The sequence below is a fragment of the Streptomyces morookaense genome (genome assembly GCF_013030945.1).
Lineage (GTDB): Bacteria > Actinomycetota > Actinomycetes > Streptomycetales > Streptomycetaceae > Streptomyces > Streptomyces morookaensis.
Genome location: NZ_JABBXF010000090.1, coordinates 25,642 through 48,854 on the forward strand (window position 1 = coordinate 25,642; position 23,213 = coordinate 48,854).

The following is a 23,213-nucleotide window of genomic DNA, read 5'->3' on the forward strand; positions in this document are numbered from 1 at the left end:
AGGATCGTCGCACGCGGCGCCCGCGCGAGGGAGGGGTACGGGCATGAGAACCAGGACCTTCCCGCCCACCGGACGCCCGCTCGGTGCCGTCGGCCTGGGCTGCTCCGCGCTGAGCCCCTGGATGTACGCCCGCCCCGACCTCGACGACACCGAGGCCGCCGCCCTCCTGCACACCGCCGTCGACCGCGGCGTCACCTGCCTCGACACCGCGGGCGTGTACGGCGAGGGCCACAACGAGAGCCTGATCGGCCGCGCCCTGTCCGCCCGGCGCCACGAGGTGTTCCTGGCCACCAAGGCCGGCTTCGTCGTGGACGACCTGGCCGCCATGACCCTGCACCGCGACGGCAGACCCGCACAGCTGCGCGCCGCCGTGGAGGCGAGCCTGCGCCGGCTCCGCACCGACACCGTGGACCTCTGCTACCTCCACCGCATCGACCCGGACGTCCCGCTGGAGGACAGCTGGGGCGCCCTGGCCGCACTGGTCCGGCAGGGCAAGATCGGCCACCTCGGCCTCTCGGACGTCCGGGTCCGCGACGCCGAACGGGCCCACCGCATCCACCCGGTCGCGGCGGTGCAGTCCGAACTCTCCCTGTGGGCCCGGCAGTCGATGCCCATCGTCCGCTGGTGCGCCCGCAACGGCGCGGTGTTCGCCCCGTACGCACCTCTGGGACGCGGCTTCCTCACCGGCACCATCACCCCGCGCACGGACTTCGCCCCCGGCGACGTCCGCGCCCGCCACCCCCGCTTCACGCGCCGCGCCCGCGCGGCCAACGAGCGCATCCTCACCGTCCTCCGCACGGTCGCGGCCCGCCACGCCGCGACGCCCGCCCAGATCGCCCTCGCCTGGACCCTCGCCCAGGGCCCGCACGTCATCCCCGTCCCCAGCACCACGCGGCTCCGCCACCTCCACGACAACATCGCCGCAGCGGCTCTCGACCTCACCGCCCAGGACCTCGCCGATCTGGGCGGGGCGCCTGCGGCGGTGGAGGACGCCTGCTGAACCGGTCGTCCGCCGCGGCGGCTTCGAGCAGGCCGATGCCGGCGGAGGTCGGCGTGTGCAGCATCGCGTTGCGGTGGCGCACCGCGGCCGTGAGCCCCGCCGAGCGCAGGACGGAGGCGTGTTCGCTGGCGCTGGCCGGGGCGATGCCGGTGCGGGCGGCGAGCTGGGTGGTGCTGCTGTTCGGGTGGGCGGCGATCGCGCACAGCACGGCGGCACGCGTCCGGCCGAGGAGCGCGGCCAGGGACGGGGGCAGTACGGCGCCCGGGAGCCGGGGCGCGGCCGTGGGGTGCTCGCCGTGGCGGACCGGGTAGGTCAGCCAGTGCTGCGCGCTGCACGGGTCCACGCCCACGACCGGTCTGTCGCCGTACAGCGTGGGGACCAACAGCAGCCCGCGACCGCCGAGTCGGACTTCCAGCTCGACGTGGAAGTCGACCTCGAGCACGGGAGGGCGCCAGCGGATACGGAGCGGGTCGAGGCCCGCCAGCAGGCTCTCGACACCGCCCGTGGCCAAGTGCTGGATCCGCAGCGCCCGATCGGCGCTCGCCAGCGAGTCGACGCGCGGCCAGTCGGCGCCTTCGTCCCGGTCATGGATGCGCACCAGCATGTCGAAGTACTGGTGCAGGGGCTCCGGTCCCGTTTCGTGGCGGAGCACCCAGTGCTGCTGGGTGAGGTCCGCCAAGTGCTTGCGGATCTGCATGTGGGATGTGGAGCGCAGCCGCTCCAGCGCCTCCCGGGGATGACCGCAGTCCACGGGCGACAGCACGAACGCGGGGAGGCGCCCCTTCCAGGGATGCCGGCCGACGAGCCTCAGGAGCGGGGCCGACAGCGGTTCGAACGGTTCGTCACGCCGGCTCCCGAGGCGGCGGGCACGGGCCGGCTGCCCCTTCGCCCAGGTCATCATGCCGAGCTCGACCAGGGGACGGGGCCCCTCGGCCAGGCGGGTGCGGGAGAGGTCGTCGGCCGTGAAGTGGATCCGTAGGGCCACGGATCGATTGTGGCCGGGTCCGGGACATTCGGACCACGCCGAATCAGGTCAACAGGGGTGGCCTGATCGGCAATTCTGGGGCGCGGGGGGTGATGCGGGGTTCCCCGCCTCTTACGGGGGTGGAGGCGGGGGACACCGGCCGGGACGCGGACTGCGTCAGCCCTGCTTGGGCCCCGCCTGCTGCACGACCTCGAACGACCACAGCGTGGAGTCCGCCGCAGCCGGCCGCTGCTTCGGGGCGCCCTCGCCGCCGCCCTGGTGGGCCGACCGCATCGGGCCCTCCATCCACGCCTTGAAGTCCTCCTCGCTGCGCCAGCGCGTGTAGACGAGGTACTTGTCGGTGCCCTCCAGGGGGCGCAGCAGTTCGAACCACTCGAAACCGTCGGAGTTCTCCACGACACCGGCCCGCGAGGCGAAGCGCTGCTCCAGGACCTCGCGCTGCTCGGCCGGGACGGTCAGGGCGTTGATCTTCACGATGCTCATGGGGCCATCCTGCCCCAGGGGTCTCGCGCGGTCGCCGCGGGGCACGGTGTCCGGGGATGACCCGCCTCCCCACCCGCGGACTCAGTAAGGTCTCACAGAGCGCGGCGAACTCGACGAAGACGACCGATCTGGGCGACCGGAGGAGCGGCGGAGCGTGGCGGAAGCAGAGCGGAGCGGGCTCGGGGGGCCGCTGGGCGCGGGCTCTCGCACCGGCATGGTGCTGGGGGTCCTCTGGGGGCTCGCCGGGCTGCTCGCCGTGCGGCAGGCCGCCGCCGTGCTGCGGCTCCCGCCCGAGCGGCGGTTCACCGACCTGGCGACCTGGATCGGCGACCACGGCGTGCTGCATGTGCGCGGCTCGCTCTACGACACCGACCGGTTCACCGGTACCCCGTTCGCCGGACTCGTCCTCAAACCGCTGAGCCGGGCCGCCGAACAGAGCCTCGGCATCGCCTGGACCTTCGGCACGCTGCTCCTCGTCGTCGCCCTCGCGCTCGTCGCCGCGCGCGCCGTGCCGCAGCCCGTCTCCCGGCGCACGGCGCTGCTCGCCGCGCCGGTGGCCGTCATCCTGGCCGTGCTCTCGCTGCCCGTGCGCAACACCTTCACACTCGGGCAGACCAGCATCATCCCCGTCCTGCTCGTCGTCCTCGCCTGCTGCCGGCCGCGCCTCGCGCAGGACGACGGGCCGGCCGCGGGCGTCCTCGTCGGGCTCGCCGCCGCCCTGCAGCCCGCCGTGCTGCTCTTCGCGCCGCTGCTCCGGTTCACAGGGCGGCGGCGCGCTGCTTTCGCCGGCGGTGCCACCTTCGCCGTCTGCACGGCCCTCGCCTGGGCGGCCCTGCCCGACGACTCGTGGGCCTACTGGGTGCACCACATCGCCGGCGCCGGCCTCGGCAGCCACCCCGACGGGCTCGCCAACCAGTCCCTGCACGGACTGCTGCTCCGCATCGGCCTGCGAGGCCCCGTCGAACTCGCGCTCTATGCACTGCTGTCCGCCGCCGTGACCGTCACCGGCCTCCGCCGCGCCGTGCGCTGCGCCCGGGACGGGCAGCTGCTGCTGGCCACCGCCCTCACCGGCTGCGTCGCCGTCGCCGTCTCGCCCACCGCCTGGCAGCACCAGCAGCTGTGGATCCTGCTCGCCGTCGTCGGCCGGGTCGGCCGGCGGCGCGCCGGCCGGCTGGTGTGGCCCGTGCTCGTCGTGCTCGTCATGACGCTCCCCAGCGCCGTCCTCGTGCCGCCGAACCCCGTGTTCGGGCCGCTCGGCGACAACGCCCCGCTGCTGGCCGCCCTGCTGGCCGCCTGCGCGGTGCCGTTCCTGTCGCGCGGCGCGGAGCTGTGGGAGCGGCCCGAGCCGACCCCGGTCGCCGAGCCGCAGCGCGGGCGCTGGTCCTGGGTGCCGCTGCTCGGCTTCTGGAAGCGCCCGCTCAACCGCCCCAACATGCTGCTGGAGCTGATGCTGATACGGGTCGGCTACTGGGCCTACTCCTACGTCCGCGCCCAGGCCCCCGACTCGCGCAGCCTGGCGGAGTCGCACGGCCGGCAGATACTCGGCATCGAGAGATTCCTGCACATGGACGTCGAGCACGCCTTCAACCACTTCGTGGCGGGCACCGACCGGCTCGCGGACGCCATGGACTACTACTACGGCACCTTCCACTTCATCGTGCCGGTGTCCCTGCTCGCCTTCCTCTACGTGCGCCGCCCCGCGCTCTACCGTTGGGGCCGCACGGCGCTGGCCCTCGCGACGCTGATGGCGCTCGCCGGCTTCTGGCTCTACCCGCTGGCCCCGCCGCGGCTGATGCCGGGCCTCGGCTTCATCGACACCGCCAACGGGCCGCAGGACCTGTCCCACCCCGACTTCGGGCCGCTGACGGAACTGTCCAACCAGTACGCGGCGATGCCCTCGCTGCACATCGGCTGGTCGCTGTGGTGCGGGATCGTGATCGCGGTGATCGCGCCGAAGCCGTGGATGAAGGCGGCGGGCATGCTCTACCCGCTGCTCACCTTTTCGGTGATCATCGGGACGGCCAACCACTATGTGCTGGACGCGTTGGGCGGGGTGCTGGTGGTTGCCTGCGGCTTCGGCATTCAGTACGTGCTGACCGGGCCCGGACGGCCTGCCCTTGCCGTGATTCCCGGGGCGCGGGGGCCGAGTGATCCCGTCGCGCCCGAGCCCGTTCGGGCCTGATGATGTCGCAGCCCCGCGCCCCTTTCAGGGCGCGGGGAAGGCCGTCAACTGCCCACCGTTATCTGCTGCGTCGCGTCCGTCGTGTCCGTCACGTCGTACGTCGCGTTGAAGACCGACGCCGTGGCGGCCGTCGGACAGCCGAAGCCGCCGCTGACGGTGACGGGTACGGAGGCGCCGCTGACGACCAGTTGCGACGGCGCGCCGTTGGTGAACGTCGCGCCGAAGGACGCGCTCCCGCCGGGTGCCGCGGTCACCGTGCAGTTGGCCAGGCCCGTGGTCTGCAGGACGAGGCCGCCCTGGGGGATGGTCATCGTGGCGGTGATCGGCGACCCGTTCTGCATCGAGATGCCCCAGGTGCCGGACGTGGTGACGGTGACGGTGACGCCGGGGATGCTGGCGCTGCAGTCGGAGTACGTGGGGGCGTTGACCGAACTGGCCACCGGACCTGCGGCGTTGGTGTTGCCCGGTGCCGCGGGTACCTGGTTGTTGGTGGTGGTGCCGTCGGGCTGGCTGGTGGAGGTGTTGCACGTGACGGTCACGGAGCCGGCCTGGAAGGTGGCCTGTCCGTTGAGCGTGGCGGCGAAGGAGTGTCCGGCGGGGGAGACGGTGGTGGACCCCGCGTCGGCCGGTCTGGCACCGGCCGACCCGGCCAGGCCGAGTGCGGCGAGAAGGGCGAGGCCGGCACCGGAGGCGACGAGCGGGCGCGCACTGCGGAGGGTCATCGGATCTCCTTGGATGGGGACGGTGGGTGCATGGGCGGTGCGGGCTCGCCCGCTTCCCGGTCCGCCGGGGTCCAGGCGAAGGTCATGGCCCCGCCGACGATGCCGAGGACGGTGCCGATCAGGAAGCCGCCGAGGTTGGACATCACCAGCGCGGCCGTGGCCATCAGGACGGTGAGCACCCCGGCGAGCGAGCGGTACTGCGGGGCGAACCAGGCCGTCAGGCCCATGACGACCATCACCAGGCCCATGAGGACCGAGGGGATGCCCGCGATGCCCTGCTCCAGCATGATCTTCAGCGGGGCCAGCGGGAGGACGCAGATCTCCGTGCCCGCGACGACGGTGACGAGGCCGCCCCAGAACGGGCGGCCCTTGCGCCACCGTCGCCACGTGGTCCAGGGGTGACGCCGGGCGGGGGATTCCGACGCGGACCCGGCCACGTCAGAAGCACTCCTTCCTGCCCAGGCCGATCTTCATATCGAGGCCGGACAGCTTGAACGTTCCTGCATTGGTCGCCCAGGCGGTCTGCCTGACGTCCGAGATCTCGATCCGCTTGGCCTGCTGGCCGAACGCGTCCTGCAGGCCCTGGGCGTTGGCCGGACCCTTGTTGAGGGTCGACGCGTCCCGGCCGATCTCGATGTCCTTGAACGACGCGTCGCCGGACATCTGGGTGGCGTCGATGAACAGGTTCTCGGCCTCGACCGGCTTGCTGCCCCCGCCCGCGGTGAGCTGCAGCGAGATGTCGCCGAGCATCGGCAGGGTGGTCACCACCGACTGGCACAGCGAATGGATCCTGGCGCTCTTGATGGCGGTGACCGCGACCGGCAGCAGCTTGCCGCGGGCGTTGCGGTCCACGCCGCCGTACTGGGCGAAGCCGTCGCCCTCCATGCTCTGGGCGCGGATCTTGAACTCCTGCCCGGAGACCGCGAACGAGGCCGCCAGGGCACCGTCGGCGAGGGCGACGGCCAGCGCGGCCGTGACGGCGAACCCGGGCACGGCCAGGACGGCGAATCTGCGCCACCTGACCTTGCCGGTCACCTGTCTTCCTTGATCGTCCTTCATGTTCGATTCCCCTCGGATGGGGTGGGGTTGGCGGTCGTGGGGTGCGCGTCGCATGCGCGGAAGGTGCCGCCCCGGAAGGTGTACCCGAGGGTAAGTCCGCCCTTATCGGCCTGACAAGGGGTCAGGTCCAGTCCAGATCAAGGGAGTTGTGGATCTTGGACGAGGGGCGTCATGGCTCGTACACCACCTGCAGTTCCTTGATCCCGTTCAGCCATGCCGAGCGCAGCCGCCGCGGCTCCCCGGCCGCGCGGATGTTCGGCACCGCGTCGGCGATCGCGCGGAAGACGAGGTCGATCTCCAGCACGGCCAGCGACTTGCCCAGGCAGAAGTGCGGGCCCCCGCCGCCGAAGCCCAGGTGGAAGTTGGGGTCGCGGGTGATGTCGAACTCCCCGGGGCGGTCGAACACCTCGGGGTCGTGATTGGCGGAGGCGTAGAAGAGGCCGACCCGCTGCCCCTCCCGGACGGTCACGTCCCCCAGCTGCACGTCGTGCGTCGCGGTGCGCTGGAAGGAGACGACCGGGGTGGCCCAGCGAACGATCTCCTCGGCCGCGGTCGCGGGGCGTTCGCGCCGGTAGAGCTCCCACTGGCCGGGGTGGGTGAGGAAGGCGTGCATGCCGTGGCTGATGGCGTTGCGGGTGGTCTCGTTGCCGGCGACGGCCAGCATCAGGACGAAGAAGCCGAACTCGTCGGAGCCGAGGCTCCCTTCGTCCTCCGCCGCCACCAGCCGGCTGACGATGTCCCGGGCGGGGCGGGCGGCGCGCGCGCCGGCCAGGTCCATCGCGTAGGAGATCAGCTCCATGGCGGCGAGGGCGCCGGTCTCCTCGGTGACGGCGAGCTCGGGGTCGTCGTAGGCGATCATCCGGTTCGACCAGTCGAAGATCTTCGCCCGGTCGTGCTGGGGGATGCCGATGAGCTCGGCGATGGCCTGCAGGGGCAGTTCGCAGGCGATGTCGGTGACGAAGTTCCCGCTGCCGCGCTCGCGGGCCGCCGCCACGATGGCGCGGGCCCGTTCCCGCAGGGCCGTCTCCAGGGCGCGGACCGCCCGCGGGGTGAAGCCGCGCTGCACGATCTGCCGGACGCGGGTGTGCTCGGGCGGGTCCATGTTGAGCATCATCAGCTTCTGCGCGTCGATCGCCTGCGGCGTGATGCCGGGGTGGAAGCGGATGACGGAGGTGTTGCGGGCGGAGGAGAAGTCCTCGGGCCGGGTGGAGACCTCCCGGACGTCCGCGTGCCGGGTCACCACCCAGTAGCCGTCGTCGCCGAAGCCCGCCAGGCCGTGCGGCTGGGCGTTCCACCACACCGGAGCGGTGCGCCGCAGCCGGGCGAACTCCGGGAGGGGGACGCGCCGCTGGTAGAGGTCGGGGTCGGTGAAGTCGAATCCGTCGGGCAGCGCCGGGCAGTCCATCGCGGTCACCTCGCAGTAGCTGACGGAGCGTCAGAAAGGTGTGCCGTGACCGTACTGACGGGCCCGGGGAGCGGCAAGGGAGACGACGCCGTCTGTTGCGCGGCAGGAGGCCTGCGCGACCCTTGCGTACCGGGGGTGGCAGTCATAAGACTGCGAGCGGGACGAGAAGACGAGAACACGTACTACTTCTGCTGCCGCGGGCACCGGGAAGCCCGCGGACACGAGGAGAGGGCGAGTCATGGCCGCGGAACCCGTCATCGTCGAAGCCGTACGCACCCCCATCGGCAGGCGCGGAGGGGCGCTCGCCAACCTCCACCCCGCCTACCTGCTGGGGGAGACCTACCGGGAAGTCCTCGCACGCACCGGCATCCAGCCCGACTGCGTCGAGCAGATCGTCGGCGGCACCGTCACCCACGCCGGCGAGCAGTCCATGAACCCCGCCCGCACCGCCTGGCTCGCCATGGGGCTGCCCTACGAGACCGCGGCCACCACCGTCGACTGCCAGTGCGGCTCCTCCCAGCAGGCGAGCCACCTCGTCGCCAACATGATCGCGAGCGGCGTGATCGACATCGGCCTCTCCTGCGGCGTCGAGGCCATGTCCCGCGTGCCGCTGGGCAGCGGCTCCCGGCACGGGCCCGGCAAGCCGTTCCCCGACGAGTGGAACGTCGACCTGCCCAACCAGTTCGAGGCCGCCGAGCGCATCGCCCGCAAGCGCGGCCTGACCCGCGAGCGCGTCGACGCCCTCGGCCTGCTCTCCCAGCAACGGGCCGCTCGCGCCTGGGCGGAGGAACGTTTCAAGCGGGAGACCTACGCGGTCCAGGTGCCCACCACGGAGGAGGAGCAGCACGCCGGGCAGGGCATGTGGCGCCTCGTCGACCGCGACGAGGGCCTGCGCGACACCAGCATGGAGGCGCTCGCCGGGCTCAAGCCCGTCATGCCCACCGCCGTCCACACCGCGGGCAACACCTCGCAGATATCCGACGGCGCCTGCGCCCTGTTATGGGCGTCCAAGCGCATGGCCCGCGCCCTGCGGCTGCGCCCCCGGGCCCGTATCGTCGCCCAGGCGCTCGTCGGCGCCGACCCGCACTTCCACCTGGACGGGCCGGTGGACGCGACGCGGGCCGTGCTGGGCAAGGCGGGGATGTCGCTGCGCGACATCGACCTCGTGGAGATCAACGAGGCGTTCGCCTCGGTGGTGCTCTCGTGGGCGCACGTCTTCGAGCAGGACCTGGAGAAGGTCAACGTCAACGGGGGCGCCATCGCCCTCGGTCATCCGGTCGGCGCGACCGGCGCCCGGCTGATCACCACCGCGCTGCACGAACTGGAACGCACGGACAAGGAGTTCGCCCTCATCGCGATGTGCGCGGGCGGCGCGCTCGCGACGGGGACGATCATTCAGCGGCTGTGAACCGTGCGGGCGCCTCGAACGCGGCCCGCCGGGTCGCCCGGCGCAGCGCCCTGAGGACGACCGGGCCCAGCGCGAGCGTAGCCGTCACCGTGACGAGCGCGCGCGGCAGGTCCCAGCCGAGGGACGTGGCCAGGCAATAGGCCGCGAAACGCGTCAGGTTGGCGGAGAGCGGGTCGCCGGGGACGAACGACACCCCGGAGGCGAGGGACCCGATGTACGGCCAGCCCTGGAGGTTCATCACGGTGCCGTAGAGGACGGACGCGACCGCCCCGTACGCGGCCAGCATCGCCGACTCCCGCCGCCCGCGCAGCCGGTCGGGCGCGGGCAGCAGGCCCGCGCCCATCGAGACCCAGCCCATGGCCAGCATCTGGAACGGCATCCACGGGCCGACCCCGCCGGTCAGCAGGGCCGACGCGAACATCGACAACGAGCCGAGGACGAACCCGAAGCCGGGGCCGAGGACGCGGCCGGAGAGCACCATCAGGAAGAACATCGGCTCGATGCCGGCCGTGCCGGCGCCGAGCGGCCGGAGCGCGGCCCCGGCCGCGGCGAGGACGCCGAGCATGGCGATGGCCTTCGCGTCCAGGCCGGAGTCGGCGATCGTCGCCATGACGACGGCGAGGAGGAGGGGGAGGAGGGCGGCGAAGAGCCAGGGGGCGTCACCGGAGTGCGCCAGCCCCGACGCCTGTGCGGCGAGCAGCGGCCATGCGAAGGCGGCGACGCCGACGGCGGAGACGAGGAGGAGCGCGGCCACCGATCGCGCGCCGAGCCGGATGGCTCGCGCTTGGCGGTCGGCCGGACCGGCCGGTTCGGCACCGCCGGTCACCTTCATCGTGGTTGCCCGGCGTTGCGGCGGAGGACAAGTGGCCTCAGGCCCCTCGGCGAACCCCTTCACGCCATCACCCCCAGCGCATCGCGCACCTGCGGCACCGTGAGCCACGGCTGCGGGGCCAGGATCTTCGACACCTGCGGGGCGAAGGACGGGGACGACACCACGACCTCCGCGGTCGGGCCGTCCGCCACGATCTCGCCCTCCGCCAGGATCAGGACGCGGTGCGCCAGTTCCGCCGCGAGTTCCACGTCGTGCGTGGCCAGCACGATGGCGTGGCCCTCGGCGGCGCGGGCCCGAAGAATCTCCACCAGGCGGGCCTTGGCCGCGTAGTCGAGGCCGCGCGTCGGCTCGTCCAGCAGCAGGAGCGGGGGACGGGCGGCGAGCACCACCGCCAGGGCGAGCGCGAGGCGCTGGCCCTCGGAGAGGTCGCGAGGGTGGGTGGTATCGGATATGTCCGGCAGCAGCTCGGTCACCAACTCCCGGCAGGTGCCCGGTGTTGCGCCCGCGTCCTGGTCGGCGGCGGTGCACTCCGCGGCCACCCTGTCCGCGTAGAGCAGGTCGCGCGGGTCCTGCGGGACGAGGCCGACGCGCCGGAGGAGCCTGCGCGGGCTCGTGCGGTGCGGTACGGCGTCGCCGACGCGCACCGTGCCGCGGGCGGGCTCGTGCATGCCGACGAGGGTGCGCAGGAGGGTGGACTTGCCGGCGCCGTTGCGGCCCATGAGGGCGACGGTCTCGCCGGGCCGCACGGTCAGGCCGATGTCGCGCAGCGCGTCGACGCGGCCGTGCCGGACGGCGAGGCCGGACATCTCGGCGACGGGGGCGGGGGAGTCGGGTCGAACCGGCTTGCGGAACAGGCCCGTTCGGCGCGGCTGTGCCGGTACGGGGACGGGCGCCGGTTCCTCCGGTACCGCCCCGGCGAGCCGCTCGCGCAGCGGCGCCGCGCGGCGGCGGGCGTCGCGGACGGAGAGCGGCAGCGGGGACCACCCGACGAGCCGGCCCAGGTCCACCACCGGCGGCCGGACCGGCGAGACCGCCATGACCTCGGCCGGGGTGCCGCAGACGGGGGCCGCGCCGGGGGCGGGCAGCAGGATCAGCCGGTCCGCGTACTGGACGACGCGCTCCAGGCGGTGTTCGGCCATCAGCACCGTGGTGCCGAGGTCGTGCACCAGGCGCTGGAGCACGGCCAGCACCTCCTCGGCGGCCGCCGGGTCCAGCGCGGAGGTGGGCTCGTCCAGGACCAGCACCTGCGGGTGCGTGGTCAGCACCGAGCCGATGGCGACGCGCTGTTGCTGCCCGCCGGAGAGGGTGGCGATGGGCCGGTTGCGCAGGGCGGCGAGCCCGAGCAGGTCCAGGGTCTCCTCGACGCGGCGGCGCATGGTGTGCGGCGGGAGGCCGAGGGACTCCATGCCGTAGGCGAGTTCGTCCTCGACGGTGTCGGTGACGAAGTGCGCGAGCGGGTCCTGGCCCACCGTGCCGACCACGTCGGCGAGTTCACGGGGCCGGTGCGTGCGGGTGTCGCGCCCCGCGACGGTGACCCGGCCGCGGAGGGTGCCGCCCGTGAAGTGCGGGACGAGCCCGCTGACGGTGCCGAGGAGCGTGGACTTGCCGGTCCCCGAGGGTCCGACCAGCAGGCACAACTCGCCCTCCGGGACGGTGAGTCCGACGTCGCGGAGGGAGGGCTCGGCGGCGCCGTCGTAGGTGACGGTCACGTTCTCGAACCGGATCACTGCGGTGCCTCCTCCGAAGCGTCATGACGGGTGGCCGGGGCGACGAACGCCGGCAGCAGGCCGATCAGCACCGCCCCCGCCGCCCCCAGCGGCAGCACCGGTGCCGTCAGGGGGACGACTCCCGGGTGCAGCGGCGCTTCCGGCGCGGCCGCCATCAGGGCCGCGACGGCCGCTCCCGACCCCGACACCAGCCACGCCCGCACCCCCCACACATCCGGCCGGTACCGGGTGCGCACCGAGCGGCGGCCGCCCAGCAGCAGACCGCCCAGCGCGGCCGCCAGACCGAGCAGCAGGACGGGGACGCCGTACCCGGCACCCTCGTCCGCCAGCAGACCGTAGGTGCCGGCGCACACCCCGGTCAGGCCCCCGAGCGTCAGAACGTTCGTCAAGTGCCGTACGGACCGCGGGACTCGGGCCGTGCGCCCGTAGCCGCGCGCGTCCATCGCCGCCGCCATGGCCACCGACCGTTCCAACGCGCCCTCCAGCACCGGCAGCCCCACCTGCAGCAGCGCCTTCGGGCCCCGGTCCGGGCGGCCCCGCAGACGCCGGGCGGCGCGCAGCCGGGCCACGTCCGCGACCAGGTTCGGCGCGAACGTCATCGCGACCACCACCGCCACCCCGGCCTCGTACAGCGCACCCGGCAGGGACTTCAGCAGCCGGGCCGGGTTGGCGAGGGCGTTCGCCGCGCCCACGCAGACCAGCAGGGACGCCAGCTTCAGCCCGTCGTAGAGGGAGAACACCAGGCCCTCCGCGGTCACCCGGCCGCCGATGCGCACCCCGCGCGCCCAGTCCGGCAGCGGGACCTCGGGGAGCGTGAACACCGTGTGCGTACCGGGGATCGGCGAGCCCAGGAGCACCGCGAAGACCAGGCGGATGCCGATGACGGCCAGCCCGAGCCGGAGGAACGCCCCGTACGAGCGCGCCCACGGCGCGTCCGTCCGCCGGGCCGCCACCACATAGCCCGCGACGCCGACGAGCAGGCCGAGCAGCAGGGGGTTGGTCGTCCGCGATGCCGCGGCCGCCAGCCCCAGGGCCCAGATCCACCATGCGCCGGCGTGCAGTGCGCCGCTGTTCCTCATCCGTGCCGTCTGTTCCTCACCCGCGCCGGCGGCGGCTCTGCCAGACGGCGGCCGCGCCGAGGACGGCCACGGCCGCGATGCCCGCGAGCAGGCCGGCGGAGGGCCCGCCGTCGTCCTTCTTCTCCGGCTTCCTCTCCGGTCCGGCCGCGGTCGTGGTCCTGTCGGAGCCCACCTGCTCGCCGCAGCCCGACTCCGGGTACCCGGCGATCGCGCACAGCAGCGCGGCGGAGTTGTAGCGCAGCGGCTTCGCCACCGCGGCCAGCGCCTCGCCGGCGCTCGCGTCCGTGCCGACCTGGGCGCACGCGCTGCGCGCGGCCGGCGGGGTGGCGCCCGCGGGGGCGTCCGCGGCCGTGCCGAAGTCGAGGACGACGGCCACCCGCTTGCTGCCGTCCTTCGCCGCCGTGGATCCGCACACCGCCGCGAAGTCGGCTGCCCCGCGCGGCTTGGCGGCCTGCGCCGAGTCCTCGCCGACGGCGAAGCGGAAGCCGATCGTCTCCCCGTCGCCGGGGCGCGCGGTGGCCGGGCCCTGCGTGGCGTACGTCCAGTCCTTGCCGCTGCCCGCCGCCTGCCAGAAGGACCAGTAGCGGTAACCGGCCGCCTGCGCGGGCGCCGCGCCGAGCACGGCGAGCAGCCCGGCCGCCAGAAGCGCGCAGACTCCGCGCATCGCACGCATCACTACTGCTTCTTCTTCATACGGCCGCTGAGGAGGATGCCGACGCCGACGCTGGCGACGAAGGCGGCACCCAGGACCCACCAGCGGCTGGAGTCGCTGCCGCCGTCCTTCTTCTCCTCCTTCGCCTGGGGCGTGGCCGTGGCCTGCGGCTTCGGGGCCGTGTCCGCGAGCTGCCGCACCAGGTCCGTGCCGCCGAAGGCGCGCGGGTCGGCGCCCGCGGTGTGCGCGGCGAGGATCAGCTTGGCGAGGCGGCCCGGGTCCCCCTTGGCCCACTCGGCCGTCTTGCTGTCCTTGGACTCCAGCCACGCCAGCGGCTTGCCGGCCGCCTCGCGGTGCCCGCCCGCGGCGAGGGCGATGACGGCGTCGGCGGTGGCGCCGAAGTCGGGGCCCTCCGGGGCGCCCGGCATCGAGGACTTCAGCTGCCCGCCGTCGGCGTCCAGCTTCTTGGCCAGGTAGCCGGCGACGGCGTCGGCCGCCGCCTCCGCGTCCTGGGGCTTCGCGTTCTCGTCGCCCGTGCACTCCAGCGGCTTGACGGGCTTGTCGCCCTGCTTCGGCGCCCCGGCTCCGAAGCCCTTGCCGAGGGCGGCCAGCGCAGCGGCGGCCGAGGCGAGGTCGTTGGCCTGCAGTTCGCCCTTCTGCGGCATGTAGGCGAACGCGCCGCGCTCGTCCTCCTTCTTGTCGCAGCCGAGCTGGAAGGACAGCAGCGCGTCGTACGGGCTCTTGCCGCTCTTGGCAACGGCCTTGGCGGGGTCCTGGCGCGCGGCGGCGAAGGCGCCGATCGCGATGGAGGTGGAGTTGGCGTCGCTGGCGGCGCCGGGGGTCATGCCCCAGCCGCCGTCCTCGTTCTGGTGGCCCTTGAGCCAGTCGAGGCCCTTCTGCACGGCAGCGGACCGGCCGCCCGCGGCCGCCAGGCCCTGCACGGCGGCGGAGGTCGCGTCCGTGAACTCGCCCGCCTTCGGGTCGCAGGCCTTGCCGGTGTCGGCCCGGTACCCGGCGAAGCCGCCGTCGGAGCACTGCTGGTCCGCCAGCCAGTTCACGGCCGCCTCGTCGGGCAGGCCCGTCGTGCCCTGGGCGACGAGGACGAGCGACTGCCGGAAGACACCGTCGAACTTGGGGTCCTTGGTGCCGTACAGCCCCGGTGCCGCCGGCGACGGGGAGCCGTCGGCGAAGGCCGCGGGCGCTGCGGCGGCGCCCAGCACGGCGGCGGTGGCCAGGGCCGCGGCGCCGCGGCGCGCGTGGACGGCGAAGGAGGGGGCCATGGGGTCGGTGCCTCTCGGTGTCTGTACGGGAGTTCCGTACGGGGTCTGCACGGGAGGCCTGCGCAGCCGCGCGGCGGCCGCCGCGGCGGAGCGCGGGGCACCGGCCCGGCCCCGCATACCTCGACGGGTGAGCCTTTTCCTCCTCGGCGCGGGTGCTCCGGCTCGCAGGGCCCCGGGCCCTGCTCACGGTTGCGGGTCAGCGCCGGATTCGCACCGGCTTCCCCCGTTCCGAGGTGGGATGGAGTTGTCCCGGACACCTTAACCGGACGCCCGCTTGCGTGGCGGGGCGGATACGTACCGCTACGTCCCGCGGGCGCATTGCCCGGTCCGCGGGGAGCTGCTATCCCCATCTGATGGGACGTCAGATCTGGAGGGGATCACGATGACCGGAATCGTCGAGCACCGCCATCTCTTCATCGGCGGCACCCCGGCCGCCCCGGCGACGGACGCCGTGCTCGACGTCGTGTCGCCGCACACCGAGGAGATCATCGGGCGCGTGCCGCACGCCGCGCCCGCGGACGTGGACCGGGCCGTGGCCGCGGCCCGCACCGCCTTCGACTCGGGGGGCTGGCCGGGACTGCCGCCGGAGGAGCGGATCGCCGTCGTCACCCGCATCAAGGACGCGATCGCCGCCCGGCACGAGGAGTTCGCCCGCCTCATCTCCGCGCAGAACGGCTCCCCCTACTCCTGGAGCGTCCTCGGGCAGGCGCTCGGCGCGGTCATGGTGTGGGACTGCGCCATCTCCGTCGCCCGCGGCTTCCCCTGCGAGGAGCGCAGGGCCGGCGCGTTCGGCCCGCTGCTCGTGCGGCACGAGCCGGTCGGGGTGGTGGCGGCCGTGGTGCCCTGGAACGTGCCGCAGTTCACCGCGGCCACGAAGCTGGCGCCCGCGCTGCTGGCCGGCTGCTCGGTGATCCTCAAGCCGTCGCCCGAGACGCCGCTGGACGCGTACCTCCTCGCGGAGATCGCCGCCGAGGCCGGGCTGCCGGAGGGCGTGCTGTCGGTCCTGCCCGCCGGGCGGGAGACCGGCGAATACCTCGTCGGGCACCCCGGCGTCGACAAGGTGGCCTTCACCGGGTCGGTCGCGGCGGGCAAGCGCGTGATGGAGGTCGCCGCGCGCAACCTGACCCGCGTCACCCTCGAACTGGGCGGCAAGTCCGCCGCCATCGTCCTGCCGGACGCCGACCTGGACGCGGCCGTCGCCGGCATCGTCCCCAGCGCCTGGATGAACAACGGCCAGGCCTGCGTGGCCCAGACCCGCGTCCTCGCCCCGCGCACCCACTACGCCGAACTCGCCGAACGGTTGGCGGCGGCTGCCACGGAGTTGACCGTCGGCGACCCGCTCGACCCCGCTACCGCGGTCGGCCCCCTGGTGACGAGGCGCCAGCGGGACCGCTCGCTGGAGTACATCGCGCTGGGAAGGGAGGAGGGCGCCAAGGTCCTGGCGGGCGGCGGCCGCCCGGCGGACCGGGAGAAGGGCTGGTACGTCGAGCCGACGCTCTTCGGCGACGTGGACAACGCGATGCGCATCGCCCGCGAGGAGATCTTCGGCCCGGTCGTCTGCCTGCTGCCCTACGAGGACGAGGAGGAGGCCGTCGCGATAGCCGACGACTCGGACTACGGCCTGTCGGGCAGTGTGTGGACGGGTGATGTGGAGCGGGGGCTGGAGGTGGCGCGGCGGGTACGTACCGGGACGTACTGCGTCAACACCTTCAGCCTGGACATGATGGGCCCTTTCGGCGGCTACAAGTCCTCCGGGTTGGGGCGGGAGTTCGGGCCGGAGGGGTTTGCGGAGTATCTGGAGCACAAGACGATTCATTTGCCGGCGGGGTGAGCTTGGCGGTGCGGCGGTCGGTTCGTGTGACCGAGTGCGGGCGTTCGAGCGGTATGCGTGCGGGCCGGGTCTCCCGGGAGGCTTCCCGGCCTGCGTGGTTCTTGGCGCGCGACTGGGAAATAGCCTTCCGGAACGGCAGGGATCATGGCCACTATGGATACGACACCATCGGGCCAAGCCCTGGTCGAAGCGGGTTGGCAGGAGGTTTGCAACGACGGGCGGGTCCGTCCGGAATTGCTCGAAGCGGCCTACGCCGAACCCCGTCTACGAGAGCTCTTCCCGTGGACAGGAATGGGCGAACTGCACTTCAGCCGTTGCACCGAGCAGCGATGGACCTGGGACATTCCGTACATCCACCCCGCGGCAGAAGGCGGCTACTGGGTCTCTGGACCCTCACGCAGTGAGACCGTGGGACCGGCCGCGACGCCGCAACAGGCCATCGCGATGGTGGTCGAGCGCCTCCCTCCGAACTGCGGACCTGCCTTCGTCGGGACCCCGGAAGAACTCGCTGCCCACGAAGCCATCGTCCGGCCCGGGACCACCGGCGGTCGGCGGCCCGTCGATACTGCATCGGGTCTGTTCGATGTGTGATCGATAGGGTTGGAACATGGGGTTGTGGAACACGGGGGAGAGGCCTGTCGGCTGGGCGCAGCCGGGGGTCTGGGATCCACGGGCGGCCGCGGTATGGCAGGCGCCGAGCGATGTCGAGCAGGGGCTGTACGACGCGCTGCTCCGCGGCGACTGGGACGCGTACCTCCATGTGCTGGCCGGGACGCGGCTGTTCCTGCCCGTCCCGCGGGCAGGCGCGGACGCCGACCCTCCGACGGTGATGTTCACCCCCTGGCGGCACCCCCGGACGGGGATCGTCTGCCTTGCGGTGTACACCGAGGGCATGCTGCCCGCGCCGGTCCCCGACCCTGTCTTCTGCGGGTACTCCCTGGGCTGGTACGCGCGGGAATGGAACGATGCCGATCCGCCGTATCTGGCGGTCAACCCCGGGACCCCCTGCGAGGCCGTCATCCCGGCGACGTCGGCGCACCGCGCCGTCTGGAAGGAGCACGCCGAGCGCGCGCACACCAGGGCCTGCGGCTGCCCGGACCGGCACGGCCGGCTGCGCGCCCTGTACGTGGGCGGCCCCCTGCACGGCCCGCTCGCCCATGGACTCGCCTGCAGCGCGCTGCTCTTCGTCAAGAACGGGGAACTGTGGAACGCCATGGCCTATCACGGCGGCGGCTACTTCCACGAGAAGGACCGGCTCGAGGACTGGTGGGGGATCGACGGCCCGGAGGCGTGGCGCGACGCCCAGGAGCGGCTGCTGAACGCCGACATGGTCGGTGACGTATGGGAGTTCGCGCTCGGGGTCCGGCGGGCCATGGCACAGGACTACGTCGGGCCCGTCGAGGTGGAGCACTGGCGCCGCACGGCGGAGCACGTCCTGCGCAGGAGGATCGCGGAGGCGGGGGAGACCCGGATCACGCCCGACGGGGTCACCCGGGGGAGGACCCTCACGGAGGACGAGGTCGAGGAGCACGTCGCCGAACTCCACCGGCTGATTGGCGTGATCACGCGGTACGAGGCCCGTTTCCGCGCGGACGGCCTGCTGGCGGAGGACGCCTATGTGCGCACCACGCAGGCCTGGGACTACGGACGGGCCTCCGGGATGGCCCGCTGGGGCCTGGCCGCGAGGTACTGCACCCTGCACGAGGCCGAGGAGGCGGTCCTGCGCGCCGGTATCGCCGCCAGGTCCGTCTACAGCTCCTGGGAGGAGTTCTCCGCCGCGTACGCCCTCGGGCGCTGCCTCCACTTCGACGAGGAGCAGTTCGGCTCGTGGTACGAGGAGGTTCTCCAGGCACATCGCACCCTCACCACGGACCCGGGCAGTCCTTGGCTCAACATCCCGTGGGGGCGGGAGGGGGTTGGGCTCGGGCAGGGGCAGGGGCAGAGGGCGTGACGGAAGACCGAGCCCGGAGTGTGTGCCTCCGGTGACAGAAACCTTCGTGAACGACCCCTGAAGGTGAGGGTTTCTGACACCGGAAGGAGTGGTGGCGCTTGGCGGTGCGCCTGTCGGTCTACGGGGTGATCGGCCCTTCCGGGCTGGTCTTCCAGTGCCGGTGTGCGATCTCACGGTAGCCGGTGTGGTCCGGGTTGGCGCCGGAGTGCCGCATGGCCCAGTCAAGGGCAGTGCCGATCTCCGCGCATGGCCCCGAGCTCTTGGTGCAGGCGGCGCAGTGCAGTTCGTGCGTTACCAGGGGGTTGCCCGGCACCTTCACGGACGTGATCTTCCAGCGGGTGAATCGCATTGCGGAACGGGTCACTTGCTCCACCTCGGCTCGTCGTGGGGGAGCGGCGCTCCTGCCATCAGGTCGTCACGCCTGCGGGGCTCCCTGGCCCGTTCGAGCCGGCGGCGGATACGGTTGAGCACGTCAGCGCTCCTCTCAGCGTTGGCCATGCCCCGGGACCGGTAGGACGGTCGCCGGGGTCCTTTTCGTTTCGCGATCCCTGGAGAGTTGGGAATCGCGGGTCTCCACTTTGGCTCAACGGGCACACTGGGGACACACCTGCACTGTGACCAAATGCCGCTAGTGCACAGCAAGTTGAAGGGCCGTTCGATGGAGCTACAAGAGAACGAAGACAGGTCCACGCCGCGCACGATGCTGGGGCGCAGGCTGCGGCGCCTGCGTGAATCAGCGGGTCTGTCCCTGCGCGCCCTCGCAGAGCGAATTGGGTACCCGCACACGTACATCGGCCGGGTCGAGCGCGGCGAGCAGCTTCCCTCTGTGGCCCTCGCGGAAGCCTTGGACGTCCACTTCGACGCAGACGAACTGTTCGTCGAGCTGCTCGCCATGGCACAAGACACCCTGATCGCCGACTACAGTCGAGAGGTCGTTGCGCAAGAGCGAAAGGCTCTCCGAATCCAAGTATTCACGAGCAGCCTGATCCCCGGACTACTGCAGACGGAAGACTATGCGCGAGAACTGTTCCTGGCGGGAATGCCCGGCAAAACGCCCGATCAGATCAGTGCGCATGTGACAGCCAGAATGAACCGGCAGTGTCTCTTCGAGGCGGATGACCCGCCTTATTATTGGGCAATCATTGACGAAGCTGCGCTAAAGCGTCCAACGGTCAATAAAAAGTTCATGACGGCACAACTGGACCGGTTGTTGAGGGCGGCAGACAGCTCGCTCATCACGGTGCAGATCCTTCCGTTCCGGCAGGCGCTGCATCCGATGTTGGGTGGTAGCTTGACCCTGTTGACTCTCAAGGACGGCGGGACGGTGGCTCTGGTCGAAAGCTTCGACTCCGGTGAGGCAGTGGATGCACCGAAGAAGCTGGTTGAGCTGGTCCAGCGCTTCGACGTGGCGCGCTCAATGGCTCTGCCGGAGCCCGAGTCTCTCGACCTGATCCGCGATTACCTGGAAGAGTACACCGATGAAGGCTAGTCGAATACCGGATGCACCCATATTTAAGACGTGGAGAAGATCCACTTACAGTGGATCGGAAAACGGGGCATGTGTGGAGGTGGCCGACTGCTTCCAAGGCGCTATACCCGTGCGAGACAGCAAGGTTCCCCACGGCCCGGTTCTTGTTCTTCGCAGCGAGGCGTGGTCAGCTTTCTTGGCCGGCATCAAGGCCGGAAGCATCTGAGCGCCTTCGAACCGTATGCCAGCGGCCCATTGGCACCCACTCACGCCTGTCGGTACCAGTCCTCTCCGGCGCTTTCAAGGGCGCGTCGGAGATAATTTTCCAGAGACGGGCAAACCCAGTTCCGACTGTCGGTCTCGTGCTCCCAGACAAAAACGTCCTGTCGTTGAGGTGTACGCACAAAGGCAAACTGATCGCCGCCCCCGTTGTCGCCGAAGAACATGAGCGAGTCGAAGGGCATGTAGAGATCTGCATACGACTCATTAGTACGAAACGCGCGGTTGTCCTGGAGGATTCGTTCACAGCTCCAGATGATCTCGGATCCGAATTCGTCTTCGACTCCGTCAGTCTCCAGGAGTAGTTGCTTCAAATCATCCGGGACGGGTTGGCCGAGTCGGGACTCGATGTCGTCGAGCGTGGCTCGCGATGCAGGTTCGCGCAGTTCGACGGTGTGTCCAGTGGATTCGAGAACTTCACGCCACATTATTTTCTCCTTCTTCGAATGCGGTATGGCGAATGTTAGCGGATCCTGGGGTCGAACCAGTGCCCCAGTGTGTCGTCCACGTGTGTCACGTGGTCAAGTACTTCTTGGCGTGTTGGGTTCGGGTGGCTGTTGTAGAAGTCATTCCACTTTATTCGGATCTCGCTGAGGTGGATGCGGCTGTTGATGTCGCCCTTCGGGATCCCTCTCAGGTTTTCCAAGGAGTGGATCTCGTCCGGAGTGAAAAGTCCCGGGTATCGCTTCAGGACCTGCTGCTCGATTGCGTGGTGCACCACGACCTTTCCCTTTTGGTCGGGGTATGCATCGAAGAAGGTCTTCTTGTACTTGTGGTGTGCGGCACTGCCGACCGAGGCTTCTTCGCGCGCTGGTACGTCGGGCCCGAGTACCGTCTCATTGCGTGCGGCGGCGTTCTTTTCGGCGTCCTCGCAAGGAGTCAGCCCGAGGGGATCGGCCCATGTGTGCGGGTTGTGCACGTAGGACGCCGGGTTCGGTGCCGGCGCCAGCCCCAGCGGATCCGGTGACGTGTACCGCGCCGTCTCCGGGTCGTAGTGGCGGTGGAAGTTGTAGTGGAGTCCCGTCTCCGGGTCGAAGTATTGGCCCGGGAAGCGGAGTGGGGTGTAGGCCGTGCTGGACGTCGGCCACGTCGTCGTGCCCCACAGCGTGGTGCGGGTGCGCCACGCCGTTGTTCCCCGCTCGTCCACCAACTCCGTCGGCGCGCCGACCAGGTCCGTGACGATCGCGAAGAAGCGGCTGTCGATCTCCTCCTGCGGGGCCTCCGCCGCCGTTATGCGTTCCGTCTGGGAGACCGGGCGCAGGCCGTCGTGGTCCCAGGTCAGGATGACCGGGTTCGGCAACGCGGCAGACGTCGTCATCTGTTCCGTCAGGGTCGGGCCGTCCCAGGTGAAGTCCACCTGTTCCGCGACCTCGGCCCCGTCAGCCGTCAGGCGCTGCTTCGCTATTCGGCGGCCCAGTGGGTCGTAGAGGTAGCGCCAGCGCGTGCCGTCAGGCGTCACCACCGAGCGGAGGCGGTCCTCCGCGTCCCACTCGTAGCGCCACGTGTCCGGTTTCCTCGACAGGCGGACCTTCTGGCGCAGGACCACCCGGCCCTGCGCGTCGTGTTCGTAGCGAACCGTTCCTGCGCGCTTGATCAGCGTGCCTGAATACGTGCGTGTGCCCTGCGCTTCTGCACCGGGGAGCCGTTCAGGCCAGCCGGCCTCTTGCTGATTACCGGCGGAGTCGTAGGCATAACGTTCCTGCCATCCCGGACCCTCGACCGCCGTAACGCGGCCCACCGCGTCCAGTTCGAAGCTGCGGTCGTCGACCGCAGTCAGGTAGCCGTCGCGGCGGTAGGTGTACGAGTGGTGGTGCAGGCGGTCCTCGCCAGCAAGCACCGACTGGGAGATCACACGGCCCGCCGCGTCCCACTCGTGCGTCAGCGCGATGCTCTCGCCGAAGTGCCGCGCCACCTCCCTCCCCGCCGCATCGTGCTCGATGTCGAAGCGATGGCCTGACGCCGTCAGGGAGTTGCGCCGGCCCGCCGCGTCGTACGTCCACTCGCTCACCGCGCCGCTCGGCGTGATGCGGCGCGTGCGGCGGCCCAGTTCGTCGTACGTGAACGTCAGGGTTCTGCCGTTCGTCGTCTCCGACTTCACGCGGCCCAGGCGGTCCCTGCGGTAGATCAGTGTGGCGTCCGGGCACGTCGCCTCCAGCAGGCGGCCCGCCGCGTCGTGCGCGTACGTCGTGACGGCGCCGTCCGCGTTTCTCGCCACCATCCGGCCGAGCACGTCGTGCTCGTACGTGATCGTCTGGCCCAGGCCGTTCGTCCGGGCCGTCAGCCGACCCGCCGCGTCGTACGCATACGTGAGGCGCCGGCCGTCGAAGTCCGTCTCCTCCAGCAGGCGGCCCGCCCCGTCGTACCCGTAAGTCCACGTCAGGCCCTGCGGGTTGGTGACCCCCGTCAGCCTCAGTTCCGCATCGTGCGTGAATTCGTGGCGCACGCCGTCCGGGCCGGTCTGGGCCGTGAGCAGGTCGAAGTGCGTGTACTCGTACGTCGTCACGCCGCCCAGCGCGTCGACGTACCGCGTGCAGTTGCCCTCCCCGTCGTACGTCCAGGACTGCTCCGCGCCGTCCGGTGCGATACGGCGCAGCAAGCGGCCCTCGACCGACCACTGCAGGTGGGTGGTTGCGCCGAGCGGGTCGATGACGGTCGTCACGCGGCCGAAGGCGTCCCGGCGGTAGCTGGTGACCGCGCCCAGGGGGTCGGTCACCTCCGTCACCAAGCCGGCCGCGTTGCAGCGTACGTGCGTCGTGTTGCCCAACGCGTCCGTGACCGACGCCGGGTGGCCCAGCTCGTCGTAGGTGTAGTGGGTCACGGTGCCCGTGGGGTCCGTGAGCGACGTGCGGTTGCCGGCCGCGTCGTACGTC

General features: G+C 71.6%; 22 protein-coding genes and 1 riboswitch. Of the genes, 8 read left to right on the forward strand and 14 right to left on the reverse strand.

Features of this window, described 5'->3' with window-relative positions; genetic code table 11:
- The first annotated feature begins 43 nt into the window (after positions 1-43).
- Complete coding sequence (locus tag HG542_RS29375) at positions 44-1,000, forward strand: aldo/keto reductase (RefSeq protein ID WP_171086725.1); 957 nt, start codon at positions 44-46, stop codon at positions 998-1,000.
- Here the strand turns inward: HG542_RS29375 and HG542_RS29380 are convergent.
- Together HG542_RS29380 and HG542_RS29385 are read right to left on the reverse strand one after the other, a co-directional pair.
- Entirely contained in the window at positions 939-1,985 is a 1,047-nt protein-coding gene (locus tag HG542_RS29380) for an ArsR/SmtB family transcription factor (RefSeq protein ID WP_171086727.1), read from the reverse strand. The genes HG542_RS29375 and HG542_RS29380 overlap by 62 nt on opposite strands.
- Before the next feature lie 156 nt (positions 1,986-2,141).
- Positions 2,142-2,468 (reverse strand): antibiotic biosynthesis monooxygenase family protein, encoded by a 327-nt coding sequence (locus HG542_RS29385; protein ID WP_171086729.1) that lies wholly within the window; start codon positions 2,466-2,468, stop codon positions 2,142-2,144.
- Positions 2,469-2,682: 214 nt separating this feature from the next.
- On the opposite strand from HG542_RS29385, the gene HG542_RS29390 reads away from it, so the two are divergent.
- Entirely contained in the window at positions 2,683-4,650 is a 1,968-nt protein-coding gene (locus tag HG542_RS29390) for a bifunctional glycosyltransferase 87/phosphatase PAP2 family protein (RefSeq protein WP_171086780.1), read from the forward strand.
- A gap of 44 nt (positions 4,651-4,694) precedes the next feature.
- Here HG542_RS29390 and HG542_RS29395 read toward each other — a convergent pair whose 3' ends face one another.
- The 4 genes from HG542_RS29395 to HG542_RS29410 all read right to left on the reverse strand — a co-directional run bounded on the left by HG542_RS29395 (position 4,695) and on the right by HG542_RS29410 (position 7,836).
- Positions 4,695-5,372, reverse strand: coding sequence for a hypothetical protein (locus HG542_RS29395; RefSeq protein ID WP_171086731.1), 678 nt, complete (start codon positions 5,370-5,372; stop codon positions 4,695-4,697).
- Complete coding sequence (locus HG542_RS29400; protein ID WP_171086732.1) at positions 5,369-5,809, reverse strand: DUF6114 domain-containing protein; 441 nt, start codon at positions 5,807-5,809, stop codon at positions 5,369-5,371. The genes HG542_RS29395 and HG542_RS29400 overlap by 4 nt, the downstream gene beginning before the upstream one ends.
- A gap of 1 nt (position 5,810) precedes the next feature.
- Positions 5,811-6,431 (reverse strand): DUF6230 family protein, encoded by a 621-nt coding sequence (locus tag HG542_RS29405; RefSeq protein ID WP_171086734.1) that lies wholly within the window; start codon positions 6,429-6,431, stop codon positions 5,811-5,813.
- A gap of 169 nt (positions 6,432-6,600) precedes the next feature.
- On the reverse strand, positions 6,601-7,836 hold the full coding sequence (locus HG542_RS29410; protein WP_171086736.1) for a cytochrome P450: 1,236 nt from the start codon (positions 7,834-7,836) through the stop codon (positions 6,601-6,603).
- Between the two features lie 238 nt (positions 7,837-8,074).
- Here HG542_RS29410 and HG542_RS29415 point away from each other — a divergent pair, with 238 nt between their 5' ends.
- The gene (locus HG542_RS29415) at positions 8,075-9,244 is read left to right on the forward strand and encodes a steroid 3-ketoacyl-CoA thiolase (RefSeq protein ID WP_171086741.1); all 1,170 of its coding nucleotides are present in this window, start codon (positions 8,075-8,077) and stop codon (positions 9,242-9,244) included.
- Here HG542_RS29415 and HG542_RS29420 read toward each other — a convergent pair.
- From HG542_RS29420 to HG542_RS29440, 5 genes are read right to left on the reverse strand one after another with little or no spacing between them, the layout of a single operon-like run.
- Positions 9,228-10,076: an ECF transporter S component gene (locus HG542_RS29420; protein ID WP_171086742.1), complete on the reverse strand. Its 849-nt coding sequence runs from the start codon at positions 10,074-10,076 to the stop codon at positions 9,228-9,230. The two genes, HG542_RS29415 and HG542_RS29420, sit on opposite strands and share 17 nt — an antisense overlap.
- Before the next feature lie 59 nt (positions 10,077-10,135).
- Positions 10,136-11,803, reverse strand: a complete 1,668-nt coding sequence (locus tag HG542_RS29425; RefSeq protein WP_171086748.1) for an ABC transporter ATP-binding protein — start codon at positions 11,801-11,803, stop codon at positions 10,136-10,138.
- Positions 11,800-12,882, reverse strand: coding sequence for a CbiQ family ECF transporter T component (locus HG542_RS29430; protein ID WP_171086750.1), 1,083 nt, complete (start codon positions 12,880-12,882; stop codon positions 11,800-11,802). Before HG542_RS29430 ends, HG542_RS29425 begins: the two co-directional genes overlap by 4 nt.
- Before the next feature lie 16 nt (positions 12,883-12,898).
- Complete coding sequence (locus HG542_RS29435) at positions 12,899-13,555, reverse strand: SCO2322 family protein (protein WP_171086752.1); 657 nt, start codon at positions 13,553-13,555, stop codon at positions 12,899-12,901.
- Positions 13,556-13,557: 2 nt separating this feature from the next.
- Positions 13,558-14,814 carry an SCO2321 family membrane protein gene (locus HG542_RS29440; protein ID WP_171086754.1) on the reverse strand — a complete coding sequence of 419 codons (1,257 nt, stop codon included), beginning with the start codon at positions 14,812-14,814 and terminating at the stop codon, positions 13,558-13,560.
- A gap of 148 nt (positions 14,815-14,962) precedes the next feature.
- Positions 14,963-15,077, reverse strand: a riboswitch (cobalamin riboswitch).
- Positions 15,078-15,196: 119 nt separating this feature from the next.
- On the opposite strand from HG542_RS29440, the gene HG542_RS29445 reads away from it, so the two are divergent.
- The 3 genes from HG542_RS29445 to HG542_RS29455 all read left to right on the forward strand — a co-directional run bounded on the left by HG542_RS29445 (position 15,197) and on the right by HG542_RS29455 (position 18,596).
- On the forward strand, positions 15,197-16,645 hold the full coding sequence (locus HG542_RS29445; protein ID WP_171086757.1) for an aldehyde dehydrogenase: 1,449 nt from the start codon (positions 15,197-15,199) through the stop codon (positions 16,643-16,645).
- A gap of 153 nt (positions 16,646-16,798) precedes the next feature.
- Positions 16,799-17,236 carry a DUF6193 family natural product biosynthesis protein gene (locus HG542_RS29450; protein ID WP_229922827.1) on the forward strand — a complete coding sequence of 146 codons (438 nt, stop codon included), beginning with the start codon at positions 16,799-16,801 and terminating at the stop codon, positions 17,234-17,236.
- A gap of 16 nt (positions 17,237-17,252) precedes the next feature.
- A complete protein-coding gene (locus HG542_RS29455; protein ID WP_171086758.1) occupies positions 17,253-18,596 on the forward strand; it encodes a DUF1266 domain-containing protein in 1,344 nt (447 codons plus the stop codon).
- A 118-nt stretch (positions 18,597-18,714) separates the two neighbouring features.
- On the opposite strand, the gene HG542_RS29460 is transcribed toward HG542_RS29455, so the two are convergent.
- Positions 18,715-18,960 carry a DUF7848 domain-containing protein gene (locus tag HG542_RS29460; protein ID WP_171086760.1) on the reverse strand — a complete coding sequence of 82 codons (246 nt, stop codon included), beginning with the start codon at positions 18,958-18,960 and terminating at the stop codon, positions 18,715-18,717.
- Positions 18,961-19,254: 294 nt separating this feature from the next.
- Here HG542_RS29460 and HG542_RS29465 point away from each other — a divergent pair, with 294 nt between their 5' ends.
- Positions 19,255-20,085 carry a helix-turn-helix domain-containing protein gene (locus HG542_RS29465; protein WP_171086762.1) on the forward strand — a complete coding sequence of 277 codons (831 nt, stop codon included), beginning with the start codon at positions 19,255-19,257 and terminating at the stop codon, positions 20,083-20,085.
- Positions 20,075-20,290, forward strand: a complete 216-nt coding sequence (locus HG542_RS29470) for a DUF397 domain-containing protein (protein ID WP_171086764.1) — start codon at positions 20,075-20,077, stop codon at positions 20,288-20,290. The genes HG542_RS29465 and HG542_RS29470 overlap by 11 nt, the downstream gene beginning before the upstream one ends.
- A 40-nt stretch (positions 20,291-20,330) precedes the next feature.
- On the opposite strand, the gene HG542_RS29475 is transcribed toward HG542_RS29470, so the two are convergent.
- Both HG542_RS29475 and HG542_RS29480 read right to left on the reverse strand, forming a co-directional pair.
- Positions 20,331-20,771: an SMI1/KNR4 family protein gene (locus HG542_RS29475; protein ID WP_171086766.1), complete on the reverse strand. Its 441-nt coding sequence runs from the start codon at positions 20,769-20,771 to the stop codon at positions 20,331-20,333.
- Between the two features lie 35 nt (positions 20,772-20,806).
- On the reverse strand, positions 20,807-23,213 hold a 2,407-nt coding region (locus HG542_RS29480; protein ID WP_218039089.1), incomplete at its 5' end, for an RHS repeat-associated core domain-containing protein.